Raw genomic sequence first — 23,461 nt, forward strand, 5'->3', positions numbered from 1 at the left:
GCCCTCCGCGCCGATTAGAGGTGCCGGGAGTTTTCGGCTTCGCCGGAGCCTTGCCCGGCTTTGCCGTGGAAGATTTCGCGGCCGATTTGGCTTTGGCCGACGATCCGGACTTTGCAGCAGCGCTCGACTTTGCATCGATCTGCCCGGCCTTCGAAGCGCCCTTTGACACTGTGACGCGTTCGCCCTCGCTATGGCCGACCGTATCGACCACCGGCCCGGCGAGATAGGAAGACGATGTGCCCGGGCCGTGTGCGTAATCCGGACCGGTATCCAGTTGCTCGATGACGTCCTCGTCGCCGACCTCGGTCAGCACCGTCTCGACGTCCTCGTCTTCGACACCGAGATAGGCGGCGATGACGCGCGGGTCGGTTCGTACCGATTGCGGATTGCCGTCGGAGATCTTGCGCCCGTATTCGAGCACGACGACATGGTCTGAAATCTGCATGACCACCGCCATGTCGTGCTCGATCAAAAGGATCGACGTGCCGGTGTTGTCCTTGATGTCCATCAGCAACGCATTGAGTGCCGCCGATTCCTTCGGATTAAGGCCGGCAGCCGGTTCGTCGAGGCACAGAAGCTCAGGGCCGGTGCACATGGCTCGAGCAATTTCGAGCCGTCGCTGCGCGCCATATGGCAGATCGCCGGCAGGATCGTCGGCGCGGTCGACGAGATCGGCCTTCTCCAGCCAGTGCTCGGCCAGTTCAACCGATTCCGCCGAAGCCTGTCTGTATCCGCTATAGCCGAACAGGCCGAGAATGGTATAGCCGGACGCCTTCATCAGCTTGTTGTGCTGAGCGACCAGAAGGTTCTCCAGCAGCGTCATGCCCGAGAACAGGCGGATATTCTGGAAGGTACGCGCCACCTTGGCACGCGCCGGGATCTCATGGTTCGGCAAGCGTTCGAGCAGGAAGGTCGAGCCGTCGCGCCGGTTGAGCGTGATCATGCCTTCCGACGGCTTGTAGAAACCGGTGATGCAATTGAACACGGTGGTCTTGCCGGCGCCGTTGGGACCGATCAGAGCGGTGATCTCGCCACGTTTGGCCTGGAATGACAAATCGCCGATGGCGACGAGACCGCCGAACTTCATCGACAGATGCTCGACCTGCAGGATGGCATTGTTCACGGAAGGGTTCGCGTTCATCAGCCGTGTCCCTCCTTGGTGAAGGACCCCGACACCGCCCTGCGCACCTTGAGGAAGGCCGTCGGCTCGCGGCTGCCGACGAAGCCACGCGGCTTCCACAGCATGACGATGACCATGGCCATGCCGAACAACAGCATGCGATAAAGCTCCGGCGTGAAGTCGGGGCCGAACCCGGGTATGACCTTGATGTTGCCCCAACTCAGGCCGGTCTTGAGGAAATCCAGTTCGCGCAGGATTTCGGTGCCGCCGATCATCACCATGGCGGCGACGGCAATACCGACCAGCGAGCCCATGCCGCCAAGTACGACGATGGCAAGGATGATCGCCGATTCCAGGAAGACGAAGGATTCCGGGCTGACGAAGCCTTGCCGCGCGGCGAAGAACGAGCCGGCGAAGCCGCCGAACATCGCGCCCGTGGCAAAGGCCGTGAGCTTGGTGGTGGTGGTGTTGATGCCGAGCGAGCGGCAGGCGATCTCGTCCTCGCGCAGCGCTTCCCAGGCGCGGCCGACCGGCAGCCGCCTGAGCCTCACCGTGACGAAGGCGGTCAGCAGGCAGAGTCCAAGGATCAGGTAGTAGAGGAAGATCTTGTAGTAGGCGCCGGACTGCGCGATGCCGAGCACCTTGGAGATGTAGTTCGGGTCGGAGACGTTGAACGACATCAGGCCGAAGAAAGAGACCTTCGGGATGCCGGAAATCCCGGCCGAGCCGTTGGTCACTTCGCGCCAGTTGATGATCACCAGCCTTATGATCTCGCCGAAAGCGAGCGTCACGATCGCCAGATAGTCACCACGCAGGCGCAGCACCGGGAAGCCCAGCATCACGCCCCAGAATGCAGCCATCAGGCCGGCGGCGGGTAGCAGGATCCAGAAGGAAAGGCCGAAATGCGTGCCGAGCAGCGCATAGGCATAGGCACCGACGGCGTAGAAGGCGACATAGCCGAGGTCGAGCAGGCCGGCCAAGCCGATAACGATATTCAACCCCCAGGCCAGCATCACATAGATCAGGATCTGGATGCCGAAATTGTCGACATACTTCAGCGAACCCTGGAAACCGACCGCCATGGACCCGGCATATAGCGCCAGCACCAACACCACGACGATCGGGTAGAGCGCCAGTGCGGTTATGCCCAATGCCGAGAAATGAGCATGAATGAAGGCCCGGAAACGATAAATCAGCCACGCCAGCGCATAGATGATTGCGAGCGCCCGCAGGAACCGCACAAAATCGGAAATTTCCGGCCCCAAGGCCTCGGTCAGGAAGCCACTGAGCGCGAGCAGAATAACAGCGACGGCGAGCGCAACGATGAACGCGGGAAGGCGGAAGAATCGCGAAGCCAGGCTGACCGGCAGCAGGCCGGTGGCGACGTCGACGATCTTCTGGTTCGCCAGGAAGGGTTGGCCATAGGCGACGTAAAGGAAGCGTCCGGCCATGGTGGCGATCACCACGCCGGCGAGCAAGCCCCAGCGCTGCACCAGGATCAGTTCGTTGGAGATGTTCTGGTCGGTCTTCAGGCCGATGAACAGCACGAACAGGCCAAGCGAGATGGCGCCGGCATAGAGTGCTTCGCGAAAAGCGCGCTGGACCGGGGTGGCGACGACGGTGCTATCCGGAGATACGGTAACCGCCATGATCTCAGACCTTTTCGACTTCTGGCCGGCCGAGAATGCCGGAAGGCAGGAAGATCAGCACGATCGCCAGGATGGAGAAGGCGGCGACGTCCTTGTAATCGATCGAGAAATAAGCCGACCACATGCTTTCGATGAAGCCAATCATCAGCCCGCCGAGCACGGCGCCGGGCAGTGAGCCGATGCCGCCGAGCACCGCGGCAGTAAATGCCTTCACACCGGGCGTAAAGCCGTCGGAAAACACCACCACACCGTAGTACATCAGGAACAACGTGCCGGCGACGGCGGCAAGGGCGGCGCCCATGATGAAGGTGATCGAGATGGTGCGGTCGACGTCGATGCCAAGCAGCGCCGCCATCTTGCGGTCCTGCTCGCAGGCGCGCTGCGCCCGGCCGAGCGAGGTCTTGTTGACCAGGTACCAGAACAGCGCCAGCAGGACTATGGTGACCAGGACGATGATGATCTGCTTCAGCGAGACGCTGATGCCTTCGATGTTGTAGACCTTGGACACCATTGGCGGGACCGGCTTGTTGCGCGGCCCTTGCGTCACCTGGACGAAATTGGACAGCGCAATCGACATGCCGATCGCGGTGATCAGCGGCGCCAGCCGGAATGAACCGCGCAAAGGCCGGTAGGCCACCTTCTCGATCGTCCAGTTATACAGGCTGGTCAGCAGCATCGCGACGATCATCATGATCAGCAGCGCAACGACGATCGGTAGCGAATAGAACAATGCACCGAGGATAAGGAAAACGATGAGCGCGGTGAAAGCGCCGATCATGAAAATGTCGCCATGGGCGAAATTGATCATGCCGATGATGCCGTAGACCATCGTATAGCCGATCGCTATCAGCCCATAGATCGATCCCAGCGTCAGCCCATTGATAAGCTGCTGGACAAAATACTGCATGCTGTCGTGGCTCCCCTGGAATGTCGCCCATGCAGACGCATTCCTTTTCGTATTTCCCCTAGTCGTAAAGTTTCGAGCCCGGATTGCAACGTGATTTTTCGATCATTATGCGTGTTTTCGCCGCACGCCATCCGATTGCCCGTTTTGTTCCCGTCCGACCCCTGGACCATCGCGGACCCTATCATTGGCCTAACGCAATGTCTTTGACGATTCAATCGCAGCATGAGCCCCATTTCGAAGAAATCGGCGTCAAAATAAGTTGATGAGCGGGATCGTTGCGTGATCGATCGCAATTCGTTTGCGCTCTCTTTCCTTCCCCTGCGTCAGTGATTTCCTATTTGACGACGAAACCGTGCGCGAACGGGTCGCGGTCGTCGATGAAGATCGTGTTCAATCCGGTCATCCGCGCCCAGCCGCCGATCGAGGGAATGATTGCCGGCTTGCCAGCGACGGTGACCTCTTTCTCCACCCTGCCCTTGAACAGCGACCCGATGATCGATTCATGGACGAAGTCGTCGCCGACCCCAAGCTTGCCCTTGGCGTGAAGCTGCGCCATCCGCGCCGAGGTGCCGGTGCCGCAGGGCGAGCGGTCGATTGCCTTGTCGCCGTAGAAGACGGCGTTGCGGGCATCGGCTTGCGGGTTGGTCGGCGCGCCGGTCCACAATATGTGCGACAGCTTGTTGATGCCGGGATTCTCCGGATGCACGAAGGTATATTTTTCGTTGAGCCGTTGCCGCACCACCGGGCTCCAGGCGATCAGTTCGCCGGCCGAATGCTCGGCCATGTCGCGATAGTTCTTTTGCGGTTCGACGATGGCGTAGAAATTGCCGCCATAGGCGACATCGACGCTGATCTCGCCGAGCCCGGGGCACTCGACCGTCAGCCCTTCGGCATAAAGGAAGGACGGCACATTGGTGATGCGCACCTCCTCGACGTAGTCGCCGACTTGGCTGTACTCGGCGACGACCACGCCCGCCGGCGTATCCAGCCTGAGCACGCCCGGCGTCCTCGGCTTGATCAATCCATGTTCGACGGCAAAGGTCACCGTGCCGATGGTGCCATGGCCGCACATCGGCAAACAGCCCGAGGTTTCGATGAACAGGATGGCGATGTCGCAATCTTCGCGCGTCGGCGGATAGAGGATCGAGCCGGACATCACGTCATGGCCGCGCGGTTCGAACATCAGGCCGGTGCGGATCCAGTCATATTCGGCCAGGAAATGCGCTCGCCGCTCCATCATCGTCGAGCCGTTGAGCAAAGGCCCACCGCCGGCGACCAGCCGCACCGGATTGCCGCAGGTGTGGCCGTCTATGCAGAAGAAGGAATTCTTGGCCATGCCGGCTCCCAACTGAATGTCTTCGAACTCAAAACCGTTGCGGGTTGAACGGGCCGAGATCGAGCGATGGACTCTGCCCGAGAACGAGTTCGCGGATCAAGCGCCCGGTCGCCGCGGCCTGGGTCAGGCCGAGGTGACCATGGCCGAAACCATACACCACCGACGGCGTTTGTTGCGACCGCCCGATCACCGGCAGCGAATCCGGCAGCGACGGTCGGAAGCCCATCCATTCGCGGCCATTGGCCGGATCCAGTCCCGGCAGGAATTTCTGCGCCTTTTCGAGCAGCGCTTTCGAGCGCGCATAATTGAGCGGCCTCTCGAGGCCGCCGAGTTCGACCGCACCACCGACCCGCAGGCCCGTCTCGAGCGGCGTGATGACGAAGCCATGCCCGGAGAAGATCAATTGTCGCTTTACGTCGAAGGCAGTCTTCGGCAACGTCGTGTTGTAGCCACGCTCGGTCTCCAGCGGGATGCCGTCGCCGAGATGTCTCGCCAGCAGATGCGACCAGGCCCCGGCAGCAATGACGACGTGCTTCGCCCGTCGCCGCGTGCCGCCGGCCGCCGTCAGGATCGCCCCGTCCTGTCCCGCCTCGACACGCTCGATCCGGGCCTCTTCGAACTCCGCGCCCCACCTCTCGGCATAGGCCCATAAGGCCTTTCCAAGCAGCTTGGGATCGGCGACGGTTTTCCACCCCGGCACGAACGTTCCCGTGACGAAGCGCGGCGACAGGCCGGGCTGCAGGGCTGTGAGAGCCCTGCCCTCGACATGGCTGAAGCCGATGCCGAAGCGCTGCCTTGCCGCCCAGCCGGGCAGCGAAGCCTTGAACTCGGCCTCGCTGTCGTAGAGTTCGAGCGAGCCGTCCTCGTGCAGCATCGGCCGTGTACCGGAACGGTCGAGCAAGCCCATCCATTCCGCCTCGGCGAGTTTCATCATCCCGGCCTGTGCGGCAAGGCCGGCTTCATAGCGGTCGCTTCGGCCGGCGCGCCAGAAGCGGACCAGCCAGGGCAGCAGCTTCGGCAAATAGGCGGGCGGAATGCTGAGCGGGCCGAGCGGGTCGGCGAGCCATTTCGGCAACTGCCTGATCATGCCCTTGTGGGCGAGCGGCAGCACATCGGAGAAGGCAAAGGCAGCGGCATTGCCGGAGCTGGTCTCCTCGCAGATCCCCGTCCGATCGAAAATCGTGACGGTTCGCCCCGCCTCGGCCAGAAAGGCGGCGGCACAGATGCCGATAATGCCGCCACCAATGATGGCGACATCGAGCGTAGCATTGTCATTCATTGCCGTGCGCCGCGCTGCACATCTGCAAATGCCATCAAAGCGACTGGATCAGAATGCCGGCAGCTCTGGCCGCACCGCCAGCGCATCCCTGACGATCTTTTCGACTGCCTTGCGCCGCTCGCCCGACAATGGCTGGCGCGGCATGCGTACGCGGTCGTTGGTGTTGATCGCCAAGACTTCGGCGAGCTTGATGTTCTGCACCAAATAGGTCGAGACGTCGAGGTCGAGCAGCGGCCGGAACCAGCGGTAGATTTTCAACGCCTCCTCGCGGCGGCCCTGTCTCATCAGCTGGTAGATGGCGACGGTCTCGCGCGGGAATGCGGTGACCAGGCCCGCCACCCAGCCGATGGCGCCGACCGACAGCGCCTCGAAGGCAAGATTGTCGACGCCGGTGAACAGGTCGTAGCGGTCGCCGAGACGGTTGATGATCTCGGTCGAGCGGCGGATGTCGTCGGAGGACTCCTTGATCGCGACGAAGCGCTGGTCCTTCGCCAACTCCTCCATCTGGTCGACAGTGACGTCGACGCGGTAGGCAAGCCTGTTGGAGTAGATCATCACCGGCAGATCGCCGGCGGCGGCGACAGCGCTGAGTGCCGCGACCGTCTCCTCGGCATTGGTATGATAGATCGGGCTCGGCACCACCATCAAACCGTTGGCGCCTTCCTTGGCGGCGCGGCGCGCGATCGCCGCCGCCTCGCGTGTACCGGCCTCGTTGACCGTCAACAGCACCGGTTTCTTGCCGGCGATCTTCTGCGCGGTCTTCAACACCGCGATCTTCTCGTCATGCGACAGCATCGGGCCTTCGCCGAGCGACCCGCAGACGATGATGCCGTCACAGCCGGCCTCCATCTGCAGCGCAAAGCAGCGCTCCATCTCGGCATGGTCGAGGCCGTCGTCCTCGGTGAATTTGGTCGTAACGGCGGGGAAGACTCCGGCCCACATGTCGATCGCTCCATCTGATATATCAGTTGTATATTTCTTAAGAAGCCGGCTGTCAACATTGAATCCGCTATGATATATCAACAATATATCAGGAGACGCCGCATTGGTATATGACAACCCGGGCTCCGAGCCGGCAACTGCCAAGGCCCATCGCAGGCTCGAGCACATGATCGTAACCCTCGAATTGGCACCGGCGAGCTTCATCACCGAGGGGGCGCTGATCGACAGGCTCGGCCTCGGCCGCACCCCGGTTCGCGAAGCGATCCAGCGGCTGGCCTGGGAGGGGCTGCTCGAGGTCCGGCCGCGCGCCGGCATCGCCATCGCGCCGCTTCACCCCGGCGACTGGCTGCGTGTCCTCGACGCCCGCCGTGGCGTCGAGGTGGTGCTTGCCCGCTCGGCCGCCCGCTTCGTCACCCGCGAGGCCGCCGACCTGTTTCATGACGCTGCCCTTGCCATGCAAAAGGCGGTGATTTCGGAAAATGTGTTTTACTTCATCCAGGCCGACAAGGCGCTCGACGAGGCGCTGGCGCTGGCTGCCGACAACCCGTTCGCCGCGCGCCTGGCGGCGCCCTTGCAAACCCACAGCCGCCGCTTCTGGTTTCGCTACAAGGCCGACACCGGCTTGGCCGAATCCGCCGAGCACCACGTCGCGCTGATCCGCTCGATCCTCGCCGGCGACGAAGAGGCCGCGGCCAAGGACGCCAAGCGGCTGATGGCGCTGCTGCGCGGCCACGCTGAGGCAGCTGCTACGCGCTGACGCCGCCCGCTCCCTCATGAGTTTTGGCCGGGCAGGGCCTCCACGCTTTCCCAATTTTCGCCGGCTGCGACGATGCAGCTTCTGCCGGCGACGTCGGTCACGATGACCGTCCAGCTTCCGCTATCGGCGACAAAAACTTCCATGACCGCCTCCTGACCGATCAGTCCGAGAGCAAACTGTTTTTCCTGGAAATTCTCAGTCAGGTGGGCGACGAGGGCGCCATGTTCAACGCAGTATTGATATTGGGCGCTTGCGGCATTCGTACCCACCGCGAATAAGCCGGCAAAAGCTACGGTCTTCACCCATCCTAACAGCGATTTGCGTGCCATAGGGCACCTCCTTTGCCATCGCGATCCGGCAAAGGGAGGTGATTGACGGCCTCATTTTGCCGGAGCGATCCAGGCCGGTTCCGACGTCATCATCGCGTCGCTCCTTTCCGTGTTCCGGTCTGCCGTCAGCGGGAACGATTCTGGATGTTCTCGCTATGTTCGATATATGGTATCGCTAACGAAAAATAGCAAGCGATGCACGCCTCAAGCGGGCGCGGGGAGATCCGTTTCAAGGTCGCCGAGAATAAGGCCGCTGCCCGGCTACCGTGCCGAGGCTGCGGCCAGGTGAATAGGAAAGGCCTACTTCAGGTGCCTGGCAGCGCCGCTATCGTCATCGCGCTTTCCCAGCCTTCGCCGACTGAAATCACGCAGCTTTGACCTTTTGTGTCGCTGGCGAGGATGGTCCATGTGCCCTTGTCGGAAACGAAGACTTCAAGCACCACATTCGGATTGACGACGCCGACCGCGCTAGGGTTTTCATGAAACTTCTCGCCGAGCGCCTTGACCATATCGGCGCGTGCCGCACATTGCTCGGCAGCCATTGCCGGGACGGCGGAAAGCGCCATCGCAGCGCAAGCTATAGTCGCCATGAGACGTGTCATCTGACACCTCCTTTGCGCCGGACGATGTCCCCCGGAGCCGTCACCAGCGCCGTTGGTTGATCTGCCAGCGTCTCCTTCGCGGCAGGACTGAAACCTAAGAAGATTGCTGGCTTCTTGGTTCCATCACATTAGTGTTCATGCCGATGAAGACCGCGACAAAAAGGCCCGAGCTTGGTGCTCGGGCCTTGTCTGCTTTCTGCGATTTGGATCAGTTCATCGTCGGAATGACGAACTCGGAGCCATCCTTCACGCCGGCCCCCGCGCCCGAAGCCGAAGGCGAGGACGCGCAGACAGAAAACCGTCCGGCTAATTCATCGTCGGGATGACGAACTCGGCACCATCCTTCACGCCAGCCCCCGCGCCCGAAGCCGAAGGCGAGGACGCGCAGACAGAAAACCGTCCGGCTAATTCATCGTCGGGATGACGAACTCGGCACCATCCTTCACGCCGGACGGCCAGCGCGACGTTACCGTCTTGGTCTTGGTGTAGAAGCGGAACGCGTCCGGCCCGTGCTGGTTGAGATCGCCGAAGGAGGACGCCTTCCAGCCGCCAAAGGTGTAGTAGGCGATCGGCACCGGGATCGGCACGTTGATGCCGACCATGCCGACCTGGACCCGCGAGGCGAAGTCGCGCGCCGCATCGCCGTCGCGGGTGAAGATGGCGACACCATTGCCCATCTCGTGCTCGTTGGCGAGCTTGATGGCGTTCTCGTAGGTCGGTGCGCGCACCACCGACAGCACCGGCCCGAAGATCTCTTCCTTGTAGATGCGCATGTCGGCGGTCACGTTGTCGAACAGGCAGCCGCCCATATAGTAGCCATTCTCGTAGCCCTGCATGGAAAAGCCGCGGCCGTCGACGACCAGCTTGGCGCCTTCCTTGACGCCGGTGTCGACATAGGACTTGACCCGCTCCAGCGCCTGCGCCGTGACCAGCGGGCCGAAATCCGCGGAAGAATCCGTCGACGGACCGACCTTCAGGCTCTCGACGCGCGGCACCAGTCTTTCCATCAGCCGGTTGGCGGTGTCGTTGCCGACCGGAACGGCCACCGAGATCGCCATGCAGCGCTCGCCGGCCGAGCCGTAGCCGGCGCCGATCAGCGCGTCGACAGTCTGGTCCATGTCAGCATCCGGCATGATGATCATGTGATTCTTGGCGCCGCCGAAGCACTGCACGCGCTTGCCGGCCGCGCAGCCGCGCGAATAGATGTACTGGGCGATCGGTGTCGAGCCGACGAAACCGATAGCCTTGATGTCGGGATCGTCGAGGATGGCGTCGACCACTTCCTTGTCGCCGTTGACGACGTTGAGGAGGCCCGCCGGCAGACCGGCCTCGATGAACAGTTCGGCAATCCTCATCGGCACGCCCGGATCGCGCTCGGACGGCTTGAGGATGAAGGCATTGCCGCAGGCGATGGCCGGCGCGATCTTCCACAGCGGGATCATCGCCGGAAAATTGAACGGCGTGATGCCGGCAACGACGCCGAGCGGCTGGCGCATCGAATAGACGTCGATGCCGGGGCCGGCGCCATCGGTGAACTCGCCCTTCATCATATGCGGCGCACCGATGCAGACCTCGACCACTTCGAGGCCGCGCTGGATGTCGCCCTTGGCGTCGGCGATGGTCTTGCCGTGTTCGCGCGCCAATATCTCGGCCAGCGCGTCATACTCCTTGGCGACCAGCTCGAGGAACCGCATCAGGACGCGGACGCGCCGCTGCGGATTGGTCGCCGCCCAGCCGGGCTGTGCCGCCTTGGCGTTTTCGACCGCCGCGCGCAATTCCGCCTGCGAAGCCAACGCCACCGTGCCGCGCACCGTGCCGTCCATCGGCTGCATGACGTCCTGCTTGCGGCCACTGGTTCCGGCGACGCGCTTGCCGCCGATGAAATGACCGTATTCGATCATGGTCTCTCTCCCTGGTTCGTGATGAGCCATTGTCCGCCTTTGCGGGAGCGATGGCAACGCGAGCGAAAACGCAACCGTTGTGCAGAAAATAGAGTGCGATTGACGACAGGGCATCAATTCCCGCAAATGAGAGAGATGTAGTTGCAGATATACGGATTGAGATTGAGATCCTTCACCGCCCCCCTCTGTCCTGCCGGACATCTCCCCCTCAAGTGGGGAGATTGGACGTCACGCCCGCCTTCGCAAATCTTCACCGCAGCAAGAGAGGCGCCTGCAGCGAAGCTGCTAATCTCCCCCCTTGAGGGGGAGATGTCCGGCAGGACAGAGGGGGGCGCCGTAGAGCGCTGCTGTAGTCGTTATCATCCGGACCATCCCGATGAACTGGGATGACGCCCGTATCTTCCTTGCCGTGGCGCGGGCCGGCCAGATCCTCGGCGCCGCCAGGCGGCTGGAGCTTAATCATGCGACCGTCTCGCGCCGCATTGCCGCCCTCGAGGATGCGCTCAGGACAAAACTGTTTCGCCGGCTTACCACCGGCAGCGAGCTGACGCCGGCGGGCGAGCGTTTCCTCGAGATCGCCGAACGCATGGAGGGCGACATGATCGCCGCGCGCTCGACCGTTTCAGGCGAAGGCGACGATGTCTCGGGCACCGTGCGCATCGGCGCGCCGGACGGTTTTGGCGTCGCCTTCCTGGCCAGGCGCCTCGGCGCGCTGACTGCTCTGCACCGTGAACTCACCATCCAACTGGTGCCGGTGCCGCGCTCCTTCTCTTTGTCCCGGCGCGAGGCCGACATTGCCATCACCGTCGAACGGCCGACGGAAGGCCGCCTGGTGGCAGGAAAGCTTGTCGACTACACACTCGGCCTGTTCGCGTCGCGCACCTATGCCGAAACGCATGGCCTGCCCGGAACCGCCGCCGAGCTAGGCCAGCATACGCTGATCGGCTACGTGCCGGACCTGATCGTCAGTCCCTCGCTCGACTACGCGGCGGAATTCAGCGCCGACTGGCGCACCAGCTTCGCCATTTCCTCAGCGCTCGGCCAGGCCGAAGCGGTGCGTTCCGGCGCCGGCATCGGCATACTGCACACCTTCGTTGCCCGCTCGATGCCGGAACTGGTGCCTCTCGATATCGTCGCACCCATCCGCCGCGCCTACTGGCTGGTCTATCACGAATCGGTCAGGCCGCTGCGCCGCGTCCAGATCGTCTCGAGCTTCATCACCAAGGCCGTCGAACGGGACAGGGGTTTGTTCGCGTAAAGCCTGTCGGCCGCTGGCCGTCTTTAGCTGATGGCGTCTCACTTGGCGTATCGTCCCGGCCCGAGATCGCCGACGTCGATGTCCGGCACTCGGCTGGAGATGATGTCGGCCAGAACCTTGGCCGAGCCGCAGGCCATGGTCCAGCCGAGTGTGCCATGGCCGGTGTTGAGATAGAGATTGGAGAAATCGGTGCGGCCGATCAGCGGCGGCCCGTCCGGTGTCATCGGCCGCAGCCCGCACCAGAAGGTCGCCGATCGCATGTCGCCGCTGCCCGGGAACAGGTCGCCGACCGAATGTTCGAGCGTGCGCCGCCGCGATTCGTGCAGCCGCAGGTCGAAGCCGGAAATCTCCGCCGTGCCGCCAACCCGGATACGTTCGCCGAGCCTGGTGATCGCTACCTTGTAGCTCTCGTCCATCACGGTCGAGACCGGTGCGGCGGCGGCGTCCTTGATTGGCAAGGTGATCGAATAGCCCTTGACCGGGTAGACCGGGATGGGCCGCTTCAGCATGCGCATGAACCGCGCCGAATAGCTGCCCATCGCCATCACATAGGCATCAGCGACCATCCAGCCCTTGCTGGTGCTGATATTGGTGATGCGATCGCGCTTCTTGACGACGCGCCGGATCTCCGTGTCGTATTCGAAAGTGACGCCGCGTGCCGCGCAAAGCTCGGCAAGCCTGTCGGTGAACATCTTGCAGTCGCCGGTTTCGTCGCCGGGCAACCGCAGGCCACCGACGAATTTTTCGCGCACGCCGGCCAGCCCAGGCTCGGCCGCAATGCAGCCGTCGGGGTCGAGGACCTCGTAGGGGACGCCATAGGTCTTCAGCACCTCGACATCGCCGCCGACGCCGTCGAGCTGCTTTTGCGTTCGGAAGAGCTGCAGCGTGCCCTTGGCGCGCTCGTCGTAGGCGATGCCGGTCGCCGCGCGCAGCGCCTTCAGCGTGTCGCGGCTGTACTCGGCCAGCGGCACCATGCGCGCCTTGTTCAGCGCGTAGCGTTCAGCCGTGCAATTGCGCAGCATCTTGATCAGCCATATCCACATATGCGGATCGAGGGCCGGTCGCACCACCAGTGGACCGTGCTTCATCAAAAGCCATTTGATGGCCTTCAGCGGAACGCCGGGCCCGGCCCAGGGCGAGGCATAGCCGGGCGAGATCTCGCCGGCATTGGCAAAGCTGGTTTCTAGCGCCGGGCCTTTCTGGCGATCGATCACGGTCACCTCATGGCCGGCCTCGGCAAGAAAATAGGCGGTGGTGACCCCGATCACGCCGCCGCCCAGCACGAAGATCTTCATCGTTTGGTTCTCCGCGGCGGCACCTCGTCGGGATTCGAGAGCGGGATCATCGCCGCCTTCTGTCTGCCGGATTCTGTGGCGTCAGCCAAGGCCCGATGCTTAGGGAAAAGACATGCGTGAGGACAACAAGCTTGCGTCCTAGCCATTCACATAGCGCCGGTGGAAACGGTGGCCGAGGCTGGTCAAGACCTCGTAGCCGATAGTGCCGGCCTGGCCGGCTACCTGGTCCACCATCTGCGACGACGGCCCGATCAGTTCGACGAGGTCGCCGGCATGCAGCCTGCCGGGCGGCAATGCGGAAATGTCGACGATGATCGAATCCATCGAAACCCGGCCGATGAAGGGCAGCCGCACATTTTCGAACCAGGCGGAGGAAGCGGCGCGTCGATGCCAGCCATCGCCATAGCCGAGCGAAATGGTCGCCGCGGCAAGCGGAGCCTTGGTGTGGAAGGTGTGGCCGTAGCCGACACCGGCGCCGGCCTCCAATATCCGCGTCTGGATGACCTTGGCTTGCAATCGCACCACCGGCAGCATCGGATTGTCCTTCGCCGGCGTCGGATTAATGCCATAGAGAGCGGCACCCGGACGGACGAGGTCGTAGTGGTAGCGCTGCCCGAGAAAAATACCCGATGAATTGGCAAGCGAAGCCGGCGCCTCCGGCAGCATCCGGCGCAGCCGTTCGAATTCCAGCCGCTGCCGCTCGTTGGCCGGTTGCTCGGGTTCGTCAGCGCAGGCGAGATGGCTCATCACGAACGTCAGTTCGACACCGCCGAAAGCCTGCGGATCCCGCGCCACTGCCTTCACCTCGGACGGCGTCATGCCGAGCCGCGACATGCCGCTGTCAACCTGGAGGGCGGCCGGCAGCTTACGGCCCACCCGCCCGGCCATCTCGCGCCATGCCGCGAGTTGGCTGGCGCTGTTGAGTACGGTGCAAAGCCCCGCCGCAACCGCTTCAGCCTCCGCACCCGGCGGAATGCCGTTCAGCACGTAGATGGCCGGGTCTGAGCCGAGCGCCCTGCGCAGCAAGATGCCGCCGGCCAAATGCGCGACAAAGAAAATGTTACAGCCCTCAGCCATCAGCGCCGCGGCCACCGGCGCCGCGCCAATCCCGTAACCGTCGGCCTTGACCACTCCAGCGCAGCCGACGCCGCCCAGCCGCGCCTTCAGCCGCCGGTAATTCTCACGGATGGCGCCGAGATCGATGGTCAGGATCGCCCCCGCCGCCGCTTCGCTGATCGGCTCGCTCGGGGCGCCAGCCTTCGGTGGAGATTTGCTGGAGATGTCGTTCATGCCGACCTGTTTTAGCGGAAGGCCAGCGGCTACGCCACCAGGTGCCGGAACGCTGCCACCACGTCTTCGTAGACCTTGCGCTTGAACGGCACGATCAGGCCGGGCAGTTCCAGCATCGGCCGCCACGCCCACCGGTCGAACTCAGCCTTGTGGCCACCCGGTGGCGGATTGATCGCGATCTCGCTTTCGTCGCCGTGGAAGCGGAAGGCAAACCATTTCTGCGTCTGGCCGCGATACCGTCCCTTGAAGGCGACGCCGACCAGATGCGCCGGCAGGTCGTAGTTGATCCAGTGCGGCGCCTCGGCCAGCAGCGACACCGAGCGCATGCCGGTCTCTTCGTAGAGCTCGCGCTCCGCCGCGGGCAGCGGCTCCTCGCCATCGTCGATGCCGCCCTGCGGCATCTGCCAGAGCTGGGTCGTTCCAGCGAATTCGCTGTCCGGCTCGGCAATGCGATGGCCGACCCAGACCAGGCCGTCGCCATTGAGGACCATCACCCCTACGCAGGGCCGGTAGGGCAGCGTCTCGGCGTCAACGAGCTTGTTCTTTGCCATCTCAGCCTTTTTCCGGATCTATCGCCACCGCCGAAACCGGCACGATCTCGATGCCGCGCTTCTTGGCCTCGGTCACCCAGGAAGACACGGTATCCACCGTCAGGTCGAAGGCCGAGCCGATGCCTACGGCAAAGCCTTTCGCTCGCGCCGTCGCTTCCAGCCCATCCAGTTTCTTCAAAATGGCGCCGCGGTCCTGCACCGCGTCGATCGCCGTATCGCCGCCGACGAACGGCACGCCGTCCTTCAGCGCCAATTCTGGTGCCAGGCTGCGCGCCGACGAACCGTCGTCGACATAGGCCAGACCACGCTTGCCAAGCTCGGCCATCAACGGCCCCATCGCCGTCGCGTCGGCCGAAAAGCGGGCGCCCATATAGTTCATGACGCCGGTGTAGTTGGTCGTTCGTGACAGCGCCCAGCGTAAATTCTTCAAATTCTCATCCGGCGTTGCAGCAACGGTCAGCGTGTTACGGCCGGGATTGACGTTCGGATAGTCGAACGGCTCGAGCGGCACCTGCATGATGACCTCATGGCCGCTCTGCCGCGCCACCTGCATCCAGCGGCCGATGCTGTTGCCTTGCGGCGCGAAGGCCAGTGTCACTTCCGCCGGCAGCTTGGCGATGGCCGCCTGCGTGCCGGTCTGCGACACGGCAAGCCCGCCGATGACGAGCGCCACGCGTGCGCCGCGAGCCCCGGACCACGGCCGCGCATAGACATCGAACGGGCGCCGGCCGTCGGCGGCGCGGATCGGCAGCAGACCGGTCTCGCTGGCCTCGACCAGCGCCTTGTCGGGAATGTGCGCGATCCTGAGATTCTGGCCGATCGTCGAAGGGTCGCGAATGACGATGGCCGCCTCGGGTGGACCGTCGCCCTCTTCGGTCTGGACATGGATGATCTGCGGACCGCCCGTCTTCTCGCCGGTCTTCTGTTGGCTTGCGTTGCTTGGCGCTGCCGGTTCTGGCGTCGCCTTGGCGGGCGCCGCGGCGGTATCTGCCGCTGCCGGCATCTTCGGCGTCGAAACGGCGACTTCTTGCAGCTTCCGGAACGGCTTGTCTCGCAGGGCGATCGCGCTGGAAACGCCGACCACGGACAGCACGACAAGCGCGGCCGCGACCGCACCGGCGCTTATCCCGCTACCTGAACGCGACGGCCGGATCGCCTGTCCGAGAGGTCGTTCTATGTCCCTGCCGATATCAGCCAAGCCCGCACCCCCGGCGTGCATCCCCGAAGCAAACCTTCTCCGGAGGCGCAAAATCCAAAATGTCGGCGCGTCCCCTTGCTTCACTGGACGCGCAGCATGCCGGCCGCAGCCCCGAATCAAACTGCCGGAGCCTCGCGGCCCCGGCAGCATCGCATCGCTTCGCTCAGGCAGCCAGACCTGTTTGGCCCGGCTTGCCCGCCCTTATTGGTTCAACACGGCCTTTTGCGGATTCGGCGGGAACGCCGGATCGGTCTTCTGGCCGCGCAGCAGCTGCTCGGCAAAGATGAGCTGCAAATCGTCCTTCGGTTCTGGCGGCACATAGGCTGCCGAACCCGAACCGGTCGTGCCTTCGTCGGCGCCCTTGATGTGGCCCTTGAGGTCGGATTCGCCGCGCGTCAGGTCCCTGCCCTGCAGTTCCGCCGGCAGCGGCTGGTCGACCTTGATGTCGGGCGTGATGCCCTTACCCTGGATCGACTTGCCGGACGGCGTGTAATAGAGCGCCGTCGTCAGCCGCAGCGCCCCGTTCTCGCCAAGCGGGATGATGGTCTGCACCGAACCCTTGCCGAAGGACTGCGTGCCGACCACTGTGGCGCGGCGCAGATCCTGCAGCGCGCCGGCGACGATTTCCGAGGCACTGGCCGAGCCGCCGTTGACGAGCACGATCAGCGGCTTGCCGCCGATGTCGTCGCCGGCCCGCGCGTCGAAGCGGGTGACGTCCTTCGGGTCGCGGCCGCGCGTCGAGACTATCTCGCCACGGTCGAGGAAGGCATCCGACACGCTCACCGCCTGGTCGAGCAAACCGCCCGGATTGAGGCGCAGGTCGAGCACGTAGCCCTTGAGCTTGTCGTTCGGCACCTGCTTCTTGATGGTGTCGATGGCATTCTCGAGGTCGTCATAGGTCTTTTCGGTAAAGGAGGTGATCTTCATGTAGCCGATGTCGTTTTCGACCCGGAACTTGACCGCCTTGACCTTGATGATATCGCGCACGACGGTCAGTTCGATCGGCTTGTCGGCACCCTGGCGCAGGATGGTGAGCTTGATCGGCGTATTGACCAGCCCGCGCATCTTCTCGACGGCGTCGTTGAGCGTCAGGCCGCGAACCTCCTCGCCGTCGATCTTGGCGATATAGTCGCCGGCGAGCACACCAGCCTTGGCGGCCGGAGTATCGTCGATCGGCGTGATCACCTTGACCAGATCGTTCTCCATGGTGACCTCGATGCCGAGGCCGCCGAACTCGCCCTTGGTCTGCACGCGCATGTCCTGCGCTTCTTCGGCGTTCATGTAGGAGGAGTGCGGGTCGAGCGAGGACAGCATGCCGTTGATGGCATTTTCAACCAGCGACTTGTCGTCGGGCGGTGTCACATAATTCGCCCGCACCCGCTCGAAGATGTCACCGAAGATCGCCAGTTGCTTATAGGTCTCGGAGCCCGCAGCCTTCGCTGTCGAGCCGGGCGCGCCATAGACCAGGCTCATCGCCGATGCACCCATCAGCGCACCGGCAAACAGAAGCGACAGTTTCCGCATCATTCACGTCCTTCCAGAAAAACGGTCCGCCCACCATGGGGCCGGATCGACGGGTTTTCCATCCTTGCGGAACTCGACATAGAGCTCCGGCGTGGCATTTCCATTCTTCGATGCCGAGGTGCTCGCCACCCGGGCCTCTCCCATCGCGCCGACCGGCTCACCTGCGAGCACCGACTGGCCAGACGCGACGCTGATTCTGCTCATCCCCGCCAGGACGACATGATAGCCGTCACCCGCATTCAGGATCAAGAGTTGACCGTAAGAGCGGAAAGGCCCCGCATAAAGCACATTTCCATCCACCGGCGCTGTGACGATGGCTCCCGATTGTGTCGCAACCATGTCACCGAGCATCACCGCGCCGTTACCGTCATTGGCCCCGAAGCGCCGCTTGATCCTGCCGGTGACCGGCAGCGCGATCTGTCCTTGAAGCGCGGAAAACGGCGCAGCAGCGGTGAGCCTGTTGCTCTCCGGCACCGGCAGCGAGGCCAATTCCGTGGGCGGCGGGGCTGATGCCGGGCCCTTGTCGGCGTCCGCGGTCTTTTGCTCGGCTGCCTTGGCCGCATCCGCCGCCTTGCGGGCCCTGTCGGCCTCGAGCGATGCGATCAGCTCTTTCAGGCTGCCGGCCTTGGCCGCCAGCGTCGCGGACCGCTGCTTTTCGGCGGCCAGCGCGGTTTGCGTATCGGCGGCGAGCTTCTGCTTGGCTTCGAGCAGCATGCCGAGCCGCTTTTTTTCCGCCGCCTGCTCGCCGACCGCTGCCGTCAGCCGCGCCCGCTCGGCTTCGATCGAGGCCGTCACCCGCGACTGCTCCTTGAGGTCGGCCAGCAACATGTCGGTCTGCTGGCGCAGTTCCGGCACCACGGCACCGAGCAGGATGGCACTGCGCACCGACGACAATGCGTCCTCCGGCTTGACCAGGATCGCCGGCGGCGGGTTAAGCCCCATGCGCTGCAGCGCGCCGAGCACTTCGGCCAGAACGTCGCGCCTGGCGGCCAGTGAGGCGCGGATCTTCTGCTCCTGCGCCTTCAGCCCCTCGAGCTTGCCGCCGATGTCCTCGATGTCCTGGCCGAGCTTCTGCTCGGTCATCGCCGACTGGATCAGCGCCGCGGTGATCGAGGCGTGGTCCTTCTTGACCGCCGCGATGTCGGCGGCGAGCTTGGCCAGCCGCTCGGACGACAGCGTGATCTCTTTCGATACTTTTTCGTATTCGGCGCGGCTCTGGTCCGGGTCGGGCGCCAGGTCGAGCGTGTTCTCGGCCCGCGCGACGCCGAGCGAAAGCGCGATCGTCGCCACGGCGATGCCGCAGCGCACGCGCCAGGAGCCCGTTCGTGATTTCCAGTCTTCAGACATTGAAGCCTAACTCTATGCGCGGCTTCGTTAACGAACCATCAACCATGTCCGAGCCCCGGCCGCCATCCGCAAACCCCATGAGCCCAAACTGTCGATGAGCATTGGGGCGAAAATCCGGGCGGCTGGCGCCAATTCGCCGACCGAGCCGACTTCATGAACGATGGTAGGGGTGGCCGGAAAGGATCGTGGCCGCCCTGTAAAGCTGCTCGCCCAGCATCACGCGGACCAGCTGATGCGGCCAGGTCGGCGCGCCGAGCGACACCGTCAGATCAGCCAGGTCGCGCAGCGACTGGTCATGGCCGTCGGCGCCGCCAATGGCAATCACCAGCGCCTTGCGCCCGCCATCGCGCAGCGAACCTATGCGGCCGGCGAAATCCTCGGAGGAAAGGTTCTTGCCGCGCTCATCCAGCAGCATCAGCGCCGTGCCCGGCTGCAAGTGCGTCTGCAGCTTCTGGCCTTCCTCGCGCCGGCGCTCATTGGCCGTCTGCGCGCGGCCTTCGGCAATCTCGACGATCCCGGCGAATTCGAGGCCTATGGCAGGACCGCTCTTGGCAAAACGCTCGAAATAGCGATCGGCCAACTGCTTCTCGGGGCCGGCTTTCATTCGGCCCACGGCATGAACGGTAATCTTCATCCTTGCCTCGAAGAGCCGCTGATGCATGTCGGACAACGACATGCATCATGACGAGTACGGCTCAGTGGAGGGTCTCCTCCTCGAGATCAGGCGCCTGCCACATCTTTTCGAGATTGTAGAAGTCGCGGACCTCGGGACGGAAGACATGGACGATGATGTCGCCCGAATCGATCAGGACCCAGTCGGCGCCAGCCAGCCCCTCGACGCGCGCCGTGCCGAGCCCGGCATCCTTGAGCGCCTTGAGGAGATGATCGGCGACAGCCGAGACATGACGGTGCGATCGACCCGATGCGACGACCATGTAGTCGCCGAGGCTCGATTTCCCCTGAATGTCGATTGAGACGATGTTTTCGGCCTTGGAGTCTTCCAGACTGGCAAGGACTGTCTTGATGGCGCGGGACACGGCGTCGTTTACGCTGATCCCGGCCGGCGAAGGCACGATGTCGGCCTTCTTCCGAAGTGCTGTTCTCAGTGTATTTCCTTTCGCAGCAAGAACAACCAAATCACCTATGAAATCAGGTGACACTGCTTAGATAGGCAGAGTTAGGTTGCAGTTTCAAGACACCGCTCGCAAGCAGGCGCCCGGCAGCGGCCGAATATGCGGCTTTTCGGACGAGAAATTCGGAACCGCCTCGCCTCGCAGCGGTTATCGGCTCATCCACGAACCGGAATCCCGACATGCCGATCGATCCCCAGAACGCTCTCCTCACTGTGCAATCCGGCCTTGCGCAACTCAGCACGCTGATCGTCTCCTACTCGCTTTCGGCGGTCGGCGCCGTCATCCTGCTGGTCATCGGCTACATCGTCGCCGGCCTCGCCGAGCGTTCGATCTACGCCGGCCTCGGCCACGTTCACGGTTTCGACGAAACGCTCCGCCATTTCTTCTCGCAAGTCGTCCGCTACGCTATCCTGGGACTGGTCGTGATCATGGTTCTCGGCCAGTTCGGCGTGCAGACGGCTTCGATCATTGCCGCTATCGGTGCCGCCGGCCTGGCCATCGGCCTGGCGCTGCAAGGCACGCTGCAGAACATTGCCGCCGGTATCATGCTCCTGGCGCTGCGGCCGTTCCGCATCGGCGAATATGTCGAAGTCGGCGCCATATCCGGTACCGTCGAGGAGATCGGGCTGTTTGCCACAACGCTGAGAACGGTCGAAGGCGTCTACGTGCTTGCACCCAACTCGACCCTGTGGAACCAGCCGGTCCGCAATTTCACCCGCAACGGCGTGCGCCGCGGCGACATCACGCTCAGCATCGGCTCGTGGAACGACATCGATTTCGCGCAAAAGACCATGCTTGGCGTTGCCGCCGCCGACCGGCGTGTCAGGCGGCAGCCGGCGCCGATCGCCTTTGTCGCGACTGTCGGCGATAGCACCGTCACCATCACCTTGCGCTACTGGACGGCAGCCGCCGACTTCTTCGCCGCCCAGATCGACCTCACCAAGAGTGTCAAGCAGGCGTTCGATGCCGAGGGCCTTTCGGTCCCGGCGCCGGCGCCGAAAGCGCCGCAGCCCGATGCCTCAGCCACACGGCAATAAAGCATTTGAAACCAGCTGGAGGGCGTTCAAAGCTCTCCGCGCCCGCGCTGACCTTCGGGCGCGAAGGCGAGATCGACGGGCAACGGCGCCTGCGCCGTCATCGGCGCGAAACTGCCGGTCTCGGTGGCGGGCACCGGCCGCACCATGACGACCCGCCAAAGAACGAACAGGCAGTAGGCTGCGGCAATGACGATCGCCACATAGATGAAGGCCTGCGTGCCGTAGATGGCGGAAAGCCCGGTCACAATGCCGGGCACGACGAAGCCGGACAGCGACCAGGCGAACAGAAGCGAGCTCGACAGCGCCACCATGTCGTCCTTGCCGGCGCGGTCGCCGGCATGGGCGCTGGCCAGAGAGTAGATCGATTCCGAGGCGCCGTCCCAGACCACGTAGATGACGAGCAGCGCCGCCAGCGCGCCACCGTCGAAACCCAGCGCAAACAGGCCCGCCGCGGTGGCAAGCGCCGACGCCGCGATCAGCACAAAGCGCCGGTCGGTGCGGTCGGAAATCCAGCCGAGCGGGATCTGCAGGATCAGCGTGCCGACCGGCATTGCCGAAAGCAGCAAGGCGACGTCGGCCTGGCTGTAGCCCTTGGCGGTGGCATGGATTGGCGCAAAACCCGAAATGGTCATCGACAGGCCACCTACGGCAAGCATGCCGGCAACGCCGACCGGTGAGATCCGCCAGGCCCTGCCGAGCGCCACGGAGGCCGCTTGCGGCGCCGGCGGTTGCGCGAGCCGCGTCAGCCCGACAGGAAGGATCGACAGCGCGGTGAAGGCAATGCCGATCAGCGGCGCGTCGGCCGCGCGGATATCGATCAACGCCAGTGTCGAATAGCCGACGCCGAGCCCGGCGACATAGGCAACGTAGAAGATAGCCATGACCCGGCCGCGGATGGCGTTGGCGACGACATCGTTCAGCCAGCTCTGCGCGACGATGAACAGGCCGCATATGGCAAAGCCATAGAGCGCCCGTGCCGCGATCCATGGCAATGGGTGCGGCCCGACGCCGACTGCGGCGTTGGACAGCACGATCAGTGCCGACAGCACCATGAACACGCGGGCATGACCGACACGCCGCACCAGCGGCCCGGTCAGGATGCAGCCGGCGAGGCCGCCAGCCGAAAGACCCGTGACGATCAGCCCCGCCCATGTCGGATCGAAGCCCTCGGCGCCGAGCCGGACTGGGATATAGGCGAACATCAGCCCATTGCCGACGGCGATCAGCCCCATCGACAAGAGGATGCTGGCAATGGCGATCGACGGCGCCGGCTGCCCTAGACCGTTCTTGTCCTGGTCGCGCTCGAGAATCGTCATGACCGAGGATCGCCCATCAAGCAGGTCAAGGCAGCGGCAAATGCGACATGGCTGGACTTGCCTTCCGCCCGCTCAGCCCTTTGCCACATTGCGGATCGCGCTCGACGACAGCGACGAACGCGGGCCGTGGATGAAGGTCCAGGCCGGCGCGTCCATGCGGGCGAGCCGCGGTGCGTCGCCTTCGTCGACGCGGGCATAGTCGAACGTCTTGGCGACCACGGACGACAGGAACGACAGCGTCGCACCTGGCCGGTCGACCACCGCGATCGGGAACGTCATCACGATACGGCGCCAGCGCTGCCAGCGGTGGAAGTCGCGAAGCGAATCGGCCCCCATGATCCAGACGAAATCGACGCCGGGGTTACGCGCCTTGACCAACGCCAGCGTGTCGGCGGTGAAGCGGACGTGGTGGGCCGCCTCGAAGGCGGTGACCTTGATCTTCGGGTTCTTGGCGATCTTTTCAGACAGCTGCAGCCGCTCGGCCAGCGGCGCCAGGTCTCCGGCATTCTTGAGCGGATTGCCGGGCGTCACCATCCACCACAGCTGGTCGAGCGCAAGGCGTCTGAGTGCGATCTCGGCGACCAGCGCATGGCCGGCGTGCGGCGGGTTGAACGAACCGCCGAACAGCCCGACCGCCACGCCTTTCCCGGCATGCGGCATCTTGAGGTAGCGGGAGGATATGGCATGTTC

The 23,461-nt window shown here is 63.8% G+C and carries 20 protein-coding genes and 3 pseudogenes; 3 read left to right on the plus strand and 20 right to left on the minus strand.

Annotated features, from left to right (window positions below; translation table 11 throughout):
* Position 1: 1 nt before the first annotated feature.
* The 7 genes and pseudogenes from NKI19_RS04125 to NKI19_RS04155 form a co-directional block, all read right to left on the minus strand.
* Positions 2-1,141 (minus strand): annotated as a pseudogene (locus tag NKI19_RS04125) (ABC transporter ATP-binding protein); the annotation flags it as partial.
* Positions 1,141-2,349: pseudogene (gene livM, locus NKI19_RS04130) on the minus strand (high-affinity branched-chain amino acid ABC transporter permease LivM); the annotation flags it as partial. The pseudogenes livM and NKI19_RS04125, both read right to left, overlap by 1 nt.
* Positions 2,350-2,466: 117 nt before the next feature.
* Positions 2,467-2,769, minus strand: a pseudogene (locus NKI19_RS04135) (DUF3382 domain-containing protein); the annotation flags it as partial.
* Positions 2,770-2,773: 4 nt separating this feature from the next.
* The gene (locus NKI19_RS04140; RefSeq protein ID WP_023678052.1) at positions 2,774-3,676 is read right to left on the minus strand and encodes a branched-chain amino acid ABC transporter permease; all 903 of its coding nucleotides are present in this window, start codon (positions 3,674-3,676) and stop codon (positions 2,774-2,776) included.
* Between the two features lie 334 nt (positions 3,677-4,010).
* Complete coding sequence (locus NKI19_RS04145; protein WP_352564676.1) at positions 4,011-5,012, minus strand: 4-hydroxyproline epimerase; 1,002 nt, start codon at positions 5,010-5,012, stop codon at positions 4,011-4,013.
* 28 nt (positions 5,013-5,040) lie between these two features.
* Entirely contained in the window at positions 5,041-6,291 is a 1,251-nt protein-coding gene (locus tag NKI19_RS04150; RefSeq protein ID WP_352564678.1) for an NAD(P)/FAD-dependent oxidoreductase, read from the minus strand.
* A 48-nt stretch (positions 6,292-6,339) separates the two neighbouring features.
* On the minus strand, positions 6,340-7,233 hold the full coding sequence (locus NKI19_RS04155) for a dihydrodipicolinate synthase family protein (RefSeq protein WP_352489217.1): 894 nt from the start codon (positions 7,231-7,233) through the stop codon (positions 6,340-6,342).
* Between the two features lie 103 nt (positions 7,234-7,336).
* Between NKI19_RS04155 and NKI19_RS04160 the strand changes: the two genes are divergently transcribed.
* Positions 7,337-7,990: a GntR family transcriptional regulator gene (locus tag NKI19_RS04160; protein WP_352489216.1), complete on the plus strand. Its 654-nt coding sequence runs from the start codon at positions 7,337-7,339 to the stop codon at positions 7,988-7,990.
* 14 nt (positions 7,991-8,004) lie between these two features.
* Here NKI19_RS04160 and NKI19_RS04165 read toward each other — a convergent pair whose 3' ends face one another.
* The 3 genes from NKI19_RS04165 to NKI19_RS04175 form a co-directional block, all read right to left on the minus strand.
* A complete protein-coding gene (locus tag NKI19_RS04165) occupies positions 8,005-8,319 on the minus strand; it encodes a hypothetical protein (RefSeq protein WP_352465658.1) in 315 nt (104 codons plus the stop codon).
* Positions 8,320-8,624: 305 nt separating this feature from the next.
* Positions 8,625-8,921, minus strand: coding sequence for a hypothetical protein (locus NKI19_RS04170; RefSeq protein ID WP_352450871.1), 297 nt, complete (start codon positions 8,919-8,921; stop codon positions 8,625-8,627).
* A 404-nt stretch (positions 8,922-9,325) separates the two neighbouring features.
* Complete coding sequence (locus tag NKI19_RS04175) at positions 9,326-10,822, minus strand: CoA-acylating methylmalonate-semialdehyde dehydrogenase (RefSeq protein WP_352489215.1); 1,497 nt, start codon at positions 10,820-10,822, stop codon at positions 9,326-9,328.
* 376 nt (positions 10,823-11,198) lie between these two features.
* Between NKI19_RS04175 and NKI19_RS04180 the strand changes: the two genes are divergently transcribed.
* Positions 11,199-12,080 (plus strand): LysR family transcriptional regulator, encoded by an 882-nt coding sequence (locus tag NKI19_RS04180; protein WP_352489214.1) that lies wholly within the window; start codon positions 11,199-11,201, stop codon positions 12,078-12,080.
* Positions 12,081-12,118: 38 nt separating this feature from the next.
* Here NKI19_RS04180 and NKI19_RS04185 read toward each other — a convergent pair whose 3' ends face one another.
* The 8 genes from NKI19_RS04185 to rsfS form a co-directional block, all read right to left on the minus strand.
* On the minus strand, positions 12,119-13,447 hold the full coding sequence (locus NKI19_RS04185; RefSeq protein WP_352489441.1) for a D-amino acid dehydrogenase: 1,329 nt from the start codon (positions 13,445-13,447) through the stop codon (positions 12,119-12,121).
* Positions 13,448-13,513: 66 nt separating this feature from the next.
* Positions 13,514-14,665 carry an alanine racemase gene (gene alr, locus NKI19_RS04190; protein WP_352489213.1) on the minus strand — a complete coding sequence of 384 codons (1,152 nt, stop codon included), beginning with the start codon at positions 14,663-14,665 and terminating at the stop codon, positions 13,514-13,516.
* Positions 14,666-14,694: 29 nt separating this feature from the next.
* Positions 14,695-15,216 carry an RNA pyrophosphohydrolase gene (locus NKI19_RS04195; protein WP_352489212.1) on the minus strand — a complete coding sequence of 174 codons (522 nt, stop codon included), beginning with the start codon at positions 15,214-15,216 and terminating at the stop codon, positions 14,695-14,697.
* A 1-nt stretch (position 15,217) separates the two neighbouring features.
* A complete protein-coding gene (locus NKI19_RS04200) occupies positions 15,218-16,414 on the minus strand; it encodes a divergent polysaccharide deacetylase family protein (RefSeq protein WP_352489211.1) in 1,197 nt (398 codons plus the stop codon).
* 201 nt (positions 16,415-16,615) lie between these two features.
* Positions 16,616-17,941, minus strand: coding sequence for a S41 family peptidase (locus NKI19_RS04205; RefSeq protein WP_352489210.1), 1,326 nt, complete (start codon positions 17,939-17,941; stop codon positions 16,616-16,618).
* Positions 17,942-19,285, minus strand: coding sequence for a murein hydrolase activator EnvC family protein (locus tag NKI19_RS04210; RefSeq protein ID WP_352489209.1), 1,344 nt, complete (start codon positions 19,283-19,285; stop codon positions 17,942-17,944). It abuts the gene before it with no gap.
* Positions 19,286-19,436: 151 nt separating this feature from the next.
* A complete protein-coding gene (gene rlmH / locus NKI19_RS04215) occupies positions 19,437-19,919 on the minus strand; it encodes a 23S rRNA (pseudouridine(1915)-N(3))-methyltransferase RlmH (RefSeq protein ID WP_352489208.1) in 483 nt (160 codons plus the stop codon).
* Between the two features lie 61 nt (positions 19,920-19,980).
* On the minus strand, positions 19,981-20,358 hold the full coding sequence (gene rsfS, locus NKI19_RS04220) for a ribosome silencing factor (RefSeq protein WP_023678068.1): 378 nt from the start codon (positions 20,356-20,358) through the stop codon (positions 19,981-19,983).
* Positions 20,359-20,597: 239 nt separating this feature from the next.
* Between rsfS and NKI19_RS04225 the strand changes: the two genes are divergently transcribed.
* Entirely contained in the window at positions 20,598-21,455 is an 858-nt protein-coding gene (locus tag NKI19_RS04225) for a mechanosensitive ion channel family protein (RefSeq protein WP_352489207.1), read from the plus strand.
* 26 nt (positions 21,456-21,481) lie between these two features.
* Here the strand turns inward: NKI19_RS04225 and NKI19_RS04230 are convergent, their stop codons facing one another.
* Positions 21,482-22,771, minus strand: a complete 1,290-nt coding sequence (locus NKI19_RS04230) for an MFS transporter (RefSeq protein WP_352489206.1) — start codon at positions 22,769-22,771, stop codon at positions 21,482-21,484.
* 72 nt (positions 22,772-22,843) lie between these two features.
* The gene (locus NKI19_RS04235; RefSeq protein WP_352489440.1) at positions 22,844-23,431 is read right to left on the minus strand and encodes a nicotinate-nucleotide adenylyltransferase; all 588 of its coding nucleotides are present in this window, start codon (positions 23,429-23,431) and stop codon (positions 22,844-22,846) included.
* Positions 23,432-23,461 lie beyond the last annotated feature (30 nt).

This window comes from Mesorhizobium sp. M0751, from assembly GCF_040320265.1.
Classification (GTDB): domain Bacteria; phylum Pseudomonadota; class Alphaproteobacteria; order Rhizobiales; family Rhizobiaceae; genus Mesorhizobium.

Coding starts and splice junctions, on each gene's coding strand:
- NKI19_RS04140 (WP_023678052.1), bottom strand. CDS start 3,676: ATGCAGTATTTTGTCCAGCAGCTTATCAATGGGCTGACGCTGGGATCG.
- NKI19_RS04145 (WP_352564676.1), bottom strand. CDS start 5,012: ATGGCCAAGAATTCCTTCTTCTGCATAGACGGCCACACCTGCGGCAAT.
- NKI19_RS04150 (WP_352564678.1), bottom strand. CDS start 6,291: ATGAATGACAATGCTACGCTCGATGTCGCCATCATTGGTGGCGGCATT.
- NKI19_RS04155 (WP_352489217.1), bottom strand. CDS start 7,233: ATGTGGGCCGGAGTCTTCCCCGCCGTTACGACCAAATTCACCGAGGAC.
- NKI19_RS04165 (WP_352465658.1), bottom strand. CDS start 8,319: ATGGCACGCAAATCGCTGTTAGGATGGGTGAAGACCGTAGCTTTTGCC.
- NKI19_RS04170 (WP_352450871.1), bottom strand. CDS start 8,921: ATGACACGTCTCATGGCGACTATAGCTTGCGCTGCGATGGCGCTTTCC.
- NKI19_RS04175 (WP_352489215.1), bottom strand. CDS start 10,822: ATGATCGAATACGGTCATTTCATCGGCGGCAAGCGCGTCGCCGGAACC.
- NKI19_RS04180 (WP_352489214.1), top strand. CDS start 11,199: ATGAACTGGGATGACGCCCGTATCTTCCTTGCCGTGGCGCGGGCCGGC.
- alr (WP_352489213.1), bottom strand. CDS start 14,665: ATGAACGACATCTCCAGCAAATCTCCACCGAAGGCTGGCGCCCCGAGC.
- NKI19_RS04195 (WP_352489212.1), bottom strand. CDS start 15,216: ATGGCAAAGAACAAGCTCGTTGACGCCGAGACGCTGCCCTACCGGCCC.
- NKI19_RS04205 (WP_352489210.1), bottom strand. CDS start 17,941: ATGATGCGGAAACTGTCGCTTCTGTTTGCCGGTGCGCTGATGGGTGCA.
- NKI19_RS04210 (WP_352489209.1), bottom strand. CDS start 19,285: ATGTCTGAAGACTGGAAATCACGAACGGGCTCCTGGCGCGTGCGCTGC.
- rlmH (WP_352489208.1), bottom strand. CDS start 19,919: ATGAAGATTACCGTTCATGCCGTGGGCCGAATGAAAGCCGGCCCCGAG.
- NKI19_RS04225 (WP_352489207.1), top strand. CDS start 20,598: ATGCCGATCGATCCCCAGAACGCTCTCCTCACTGTGCAATCCGGCCTT.
- NKI19_RS04230 (WP_352489206.1), bottom strand. CDS start 22,771: ATGACGATTCTCGAGCGCGACCAGGACAAGAACGGTCTAGGGCAGCCG.
- NKI19_RS04235 (WP_352489440.1), bottom strand. CDS start 23,431: ATGCCGCATGCCGGGAAAGGCGTGGCGGTCGGGCTGTTCGGCGGTTCG.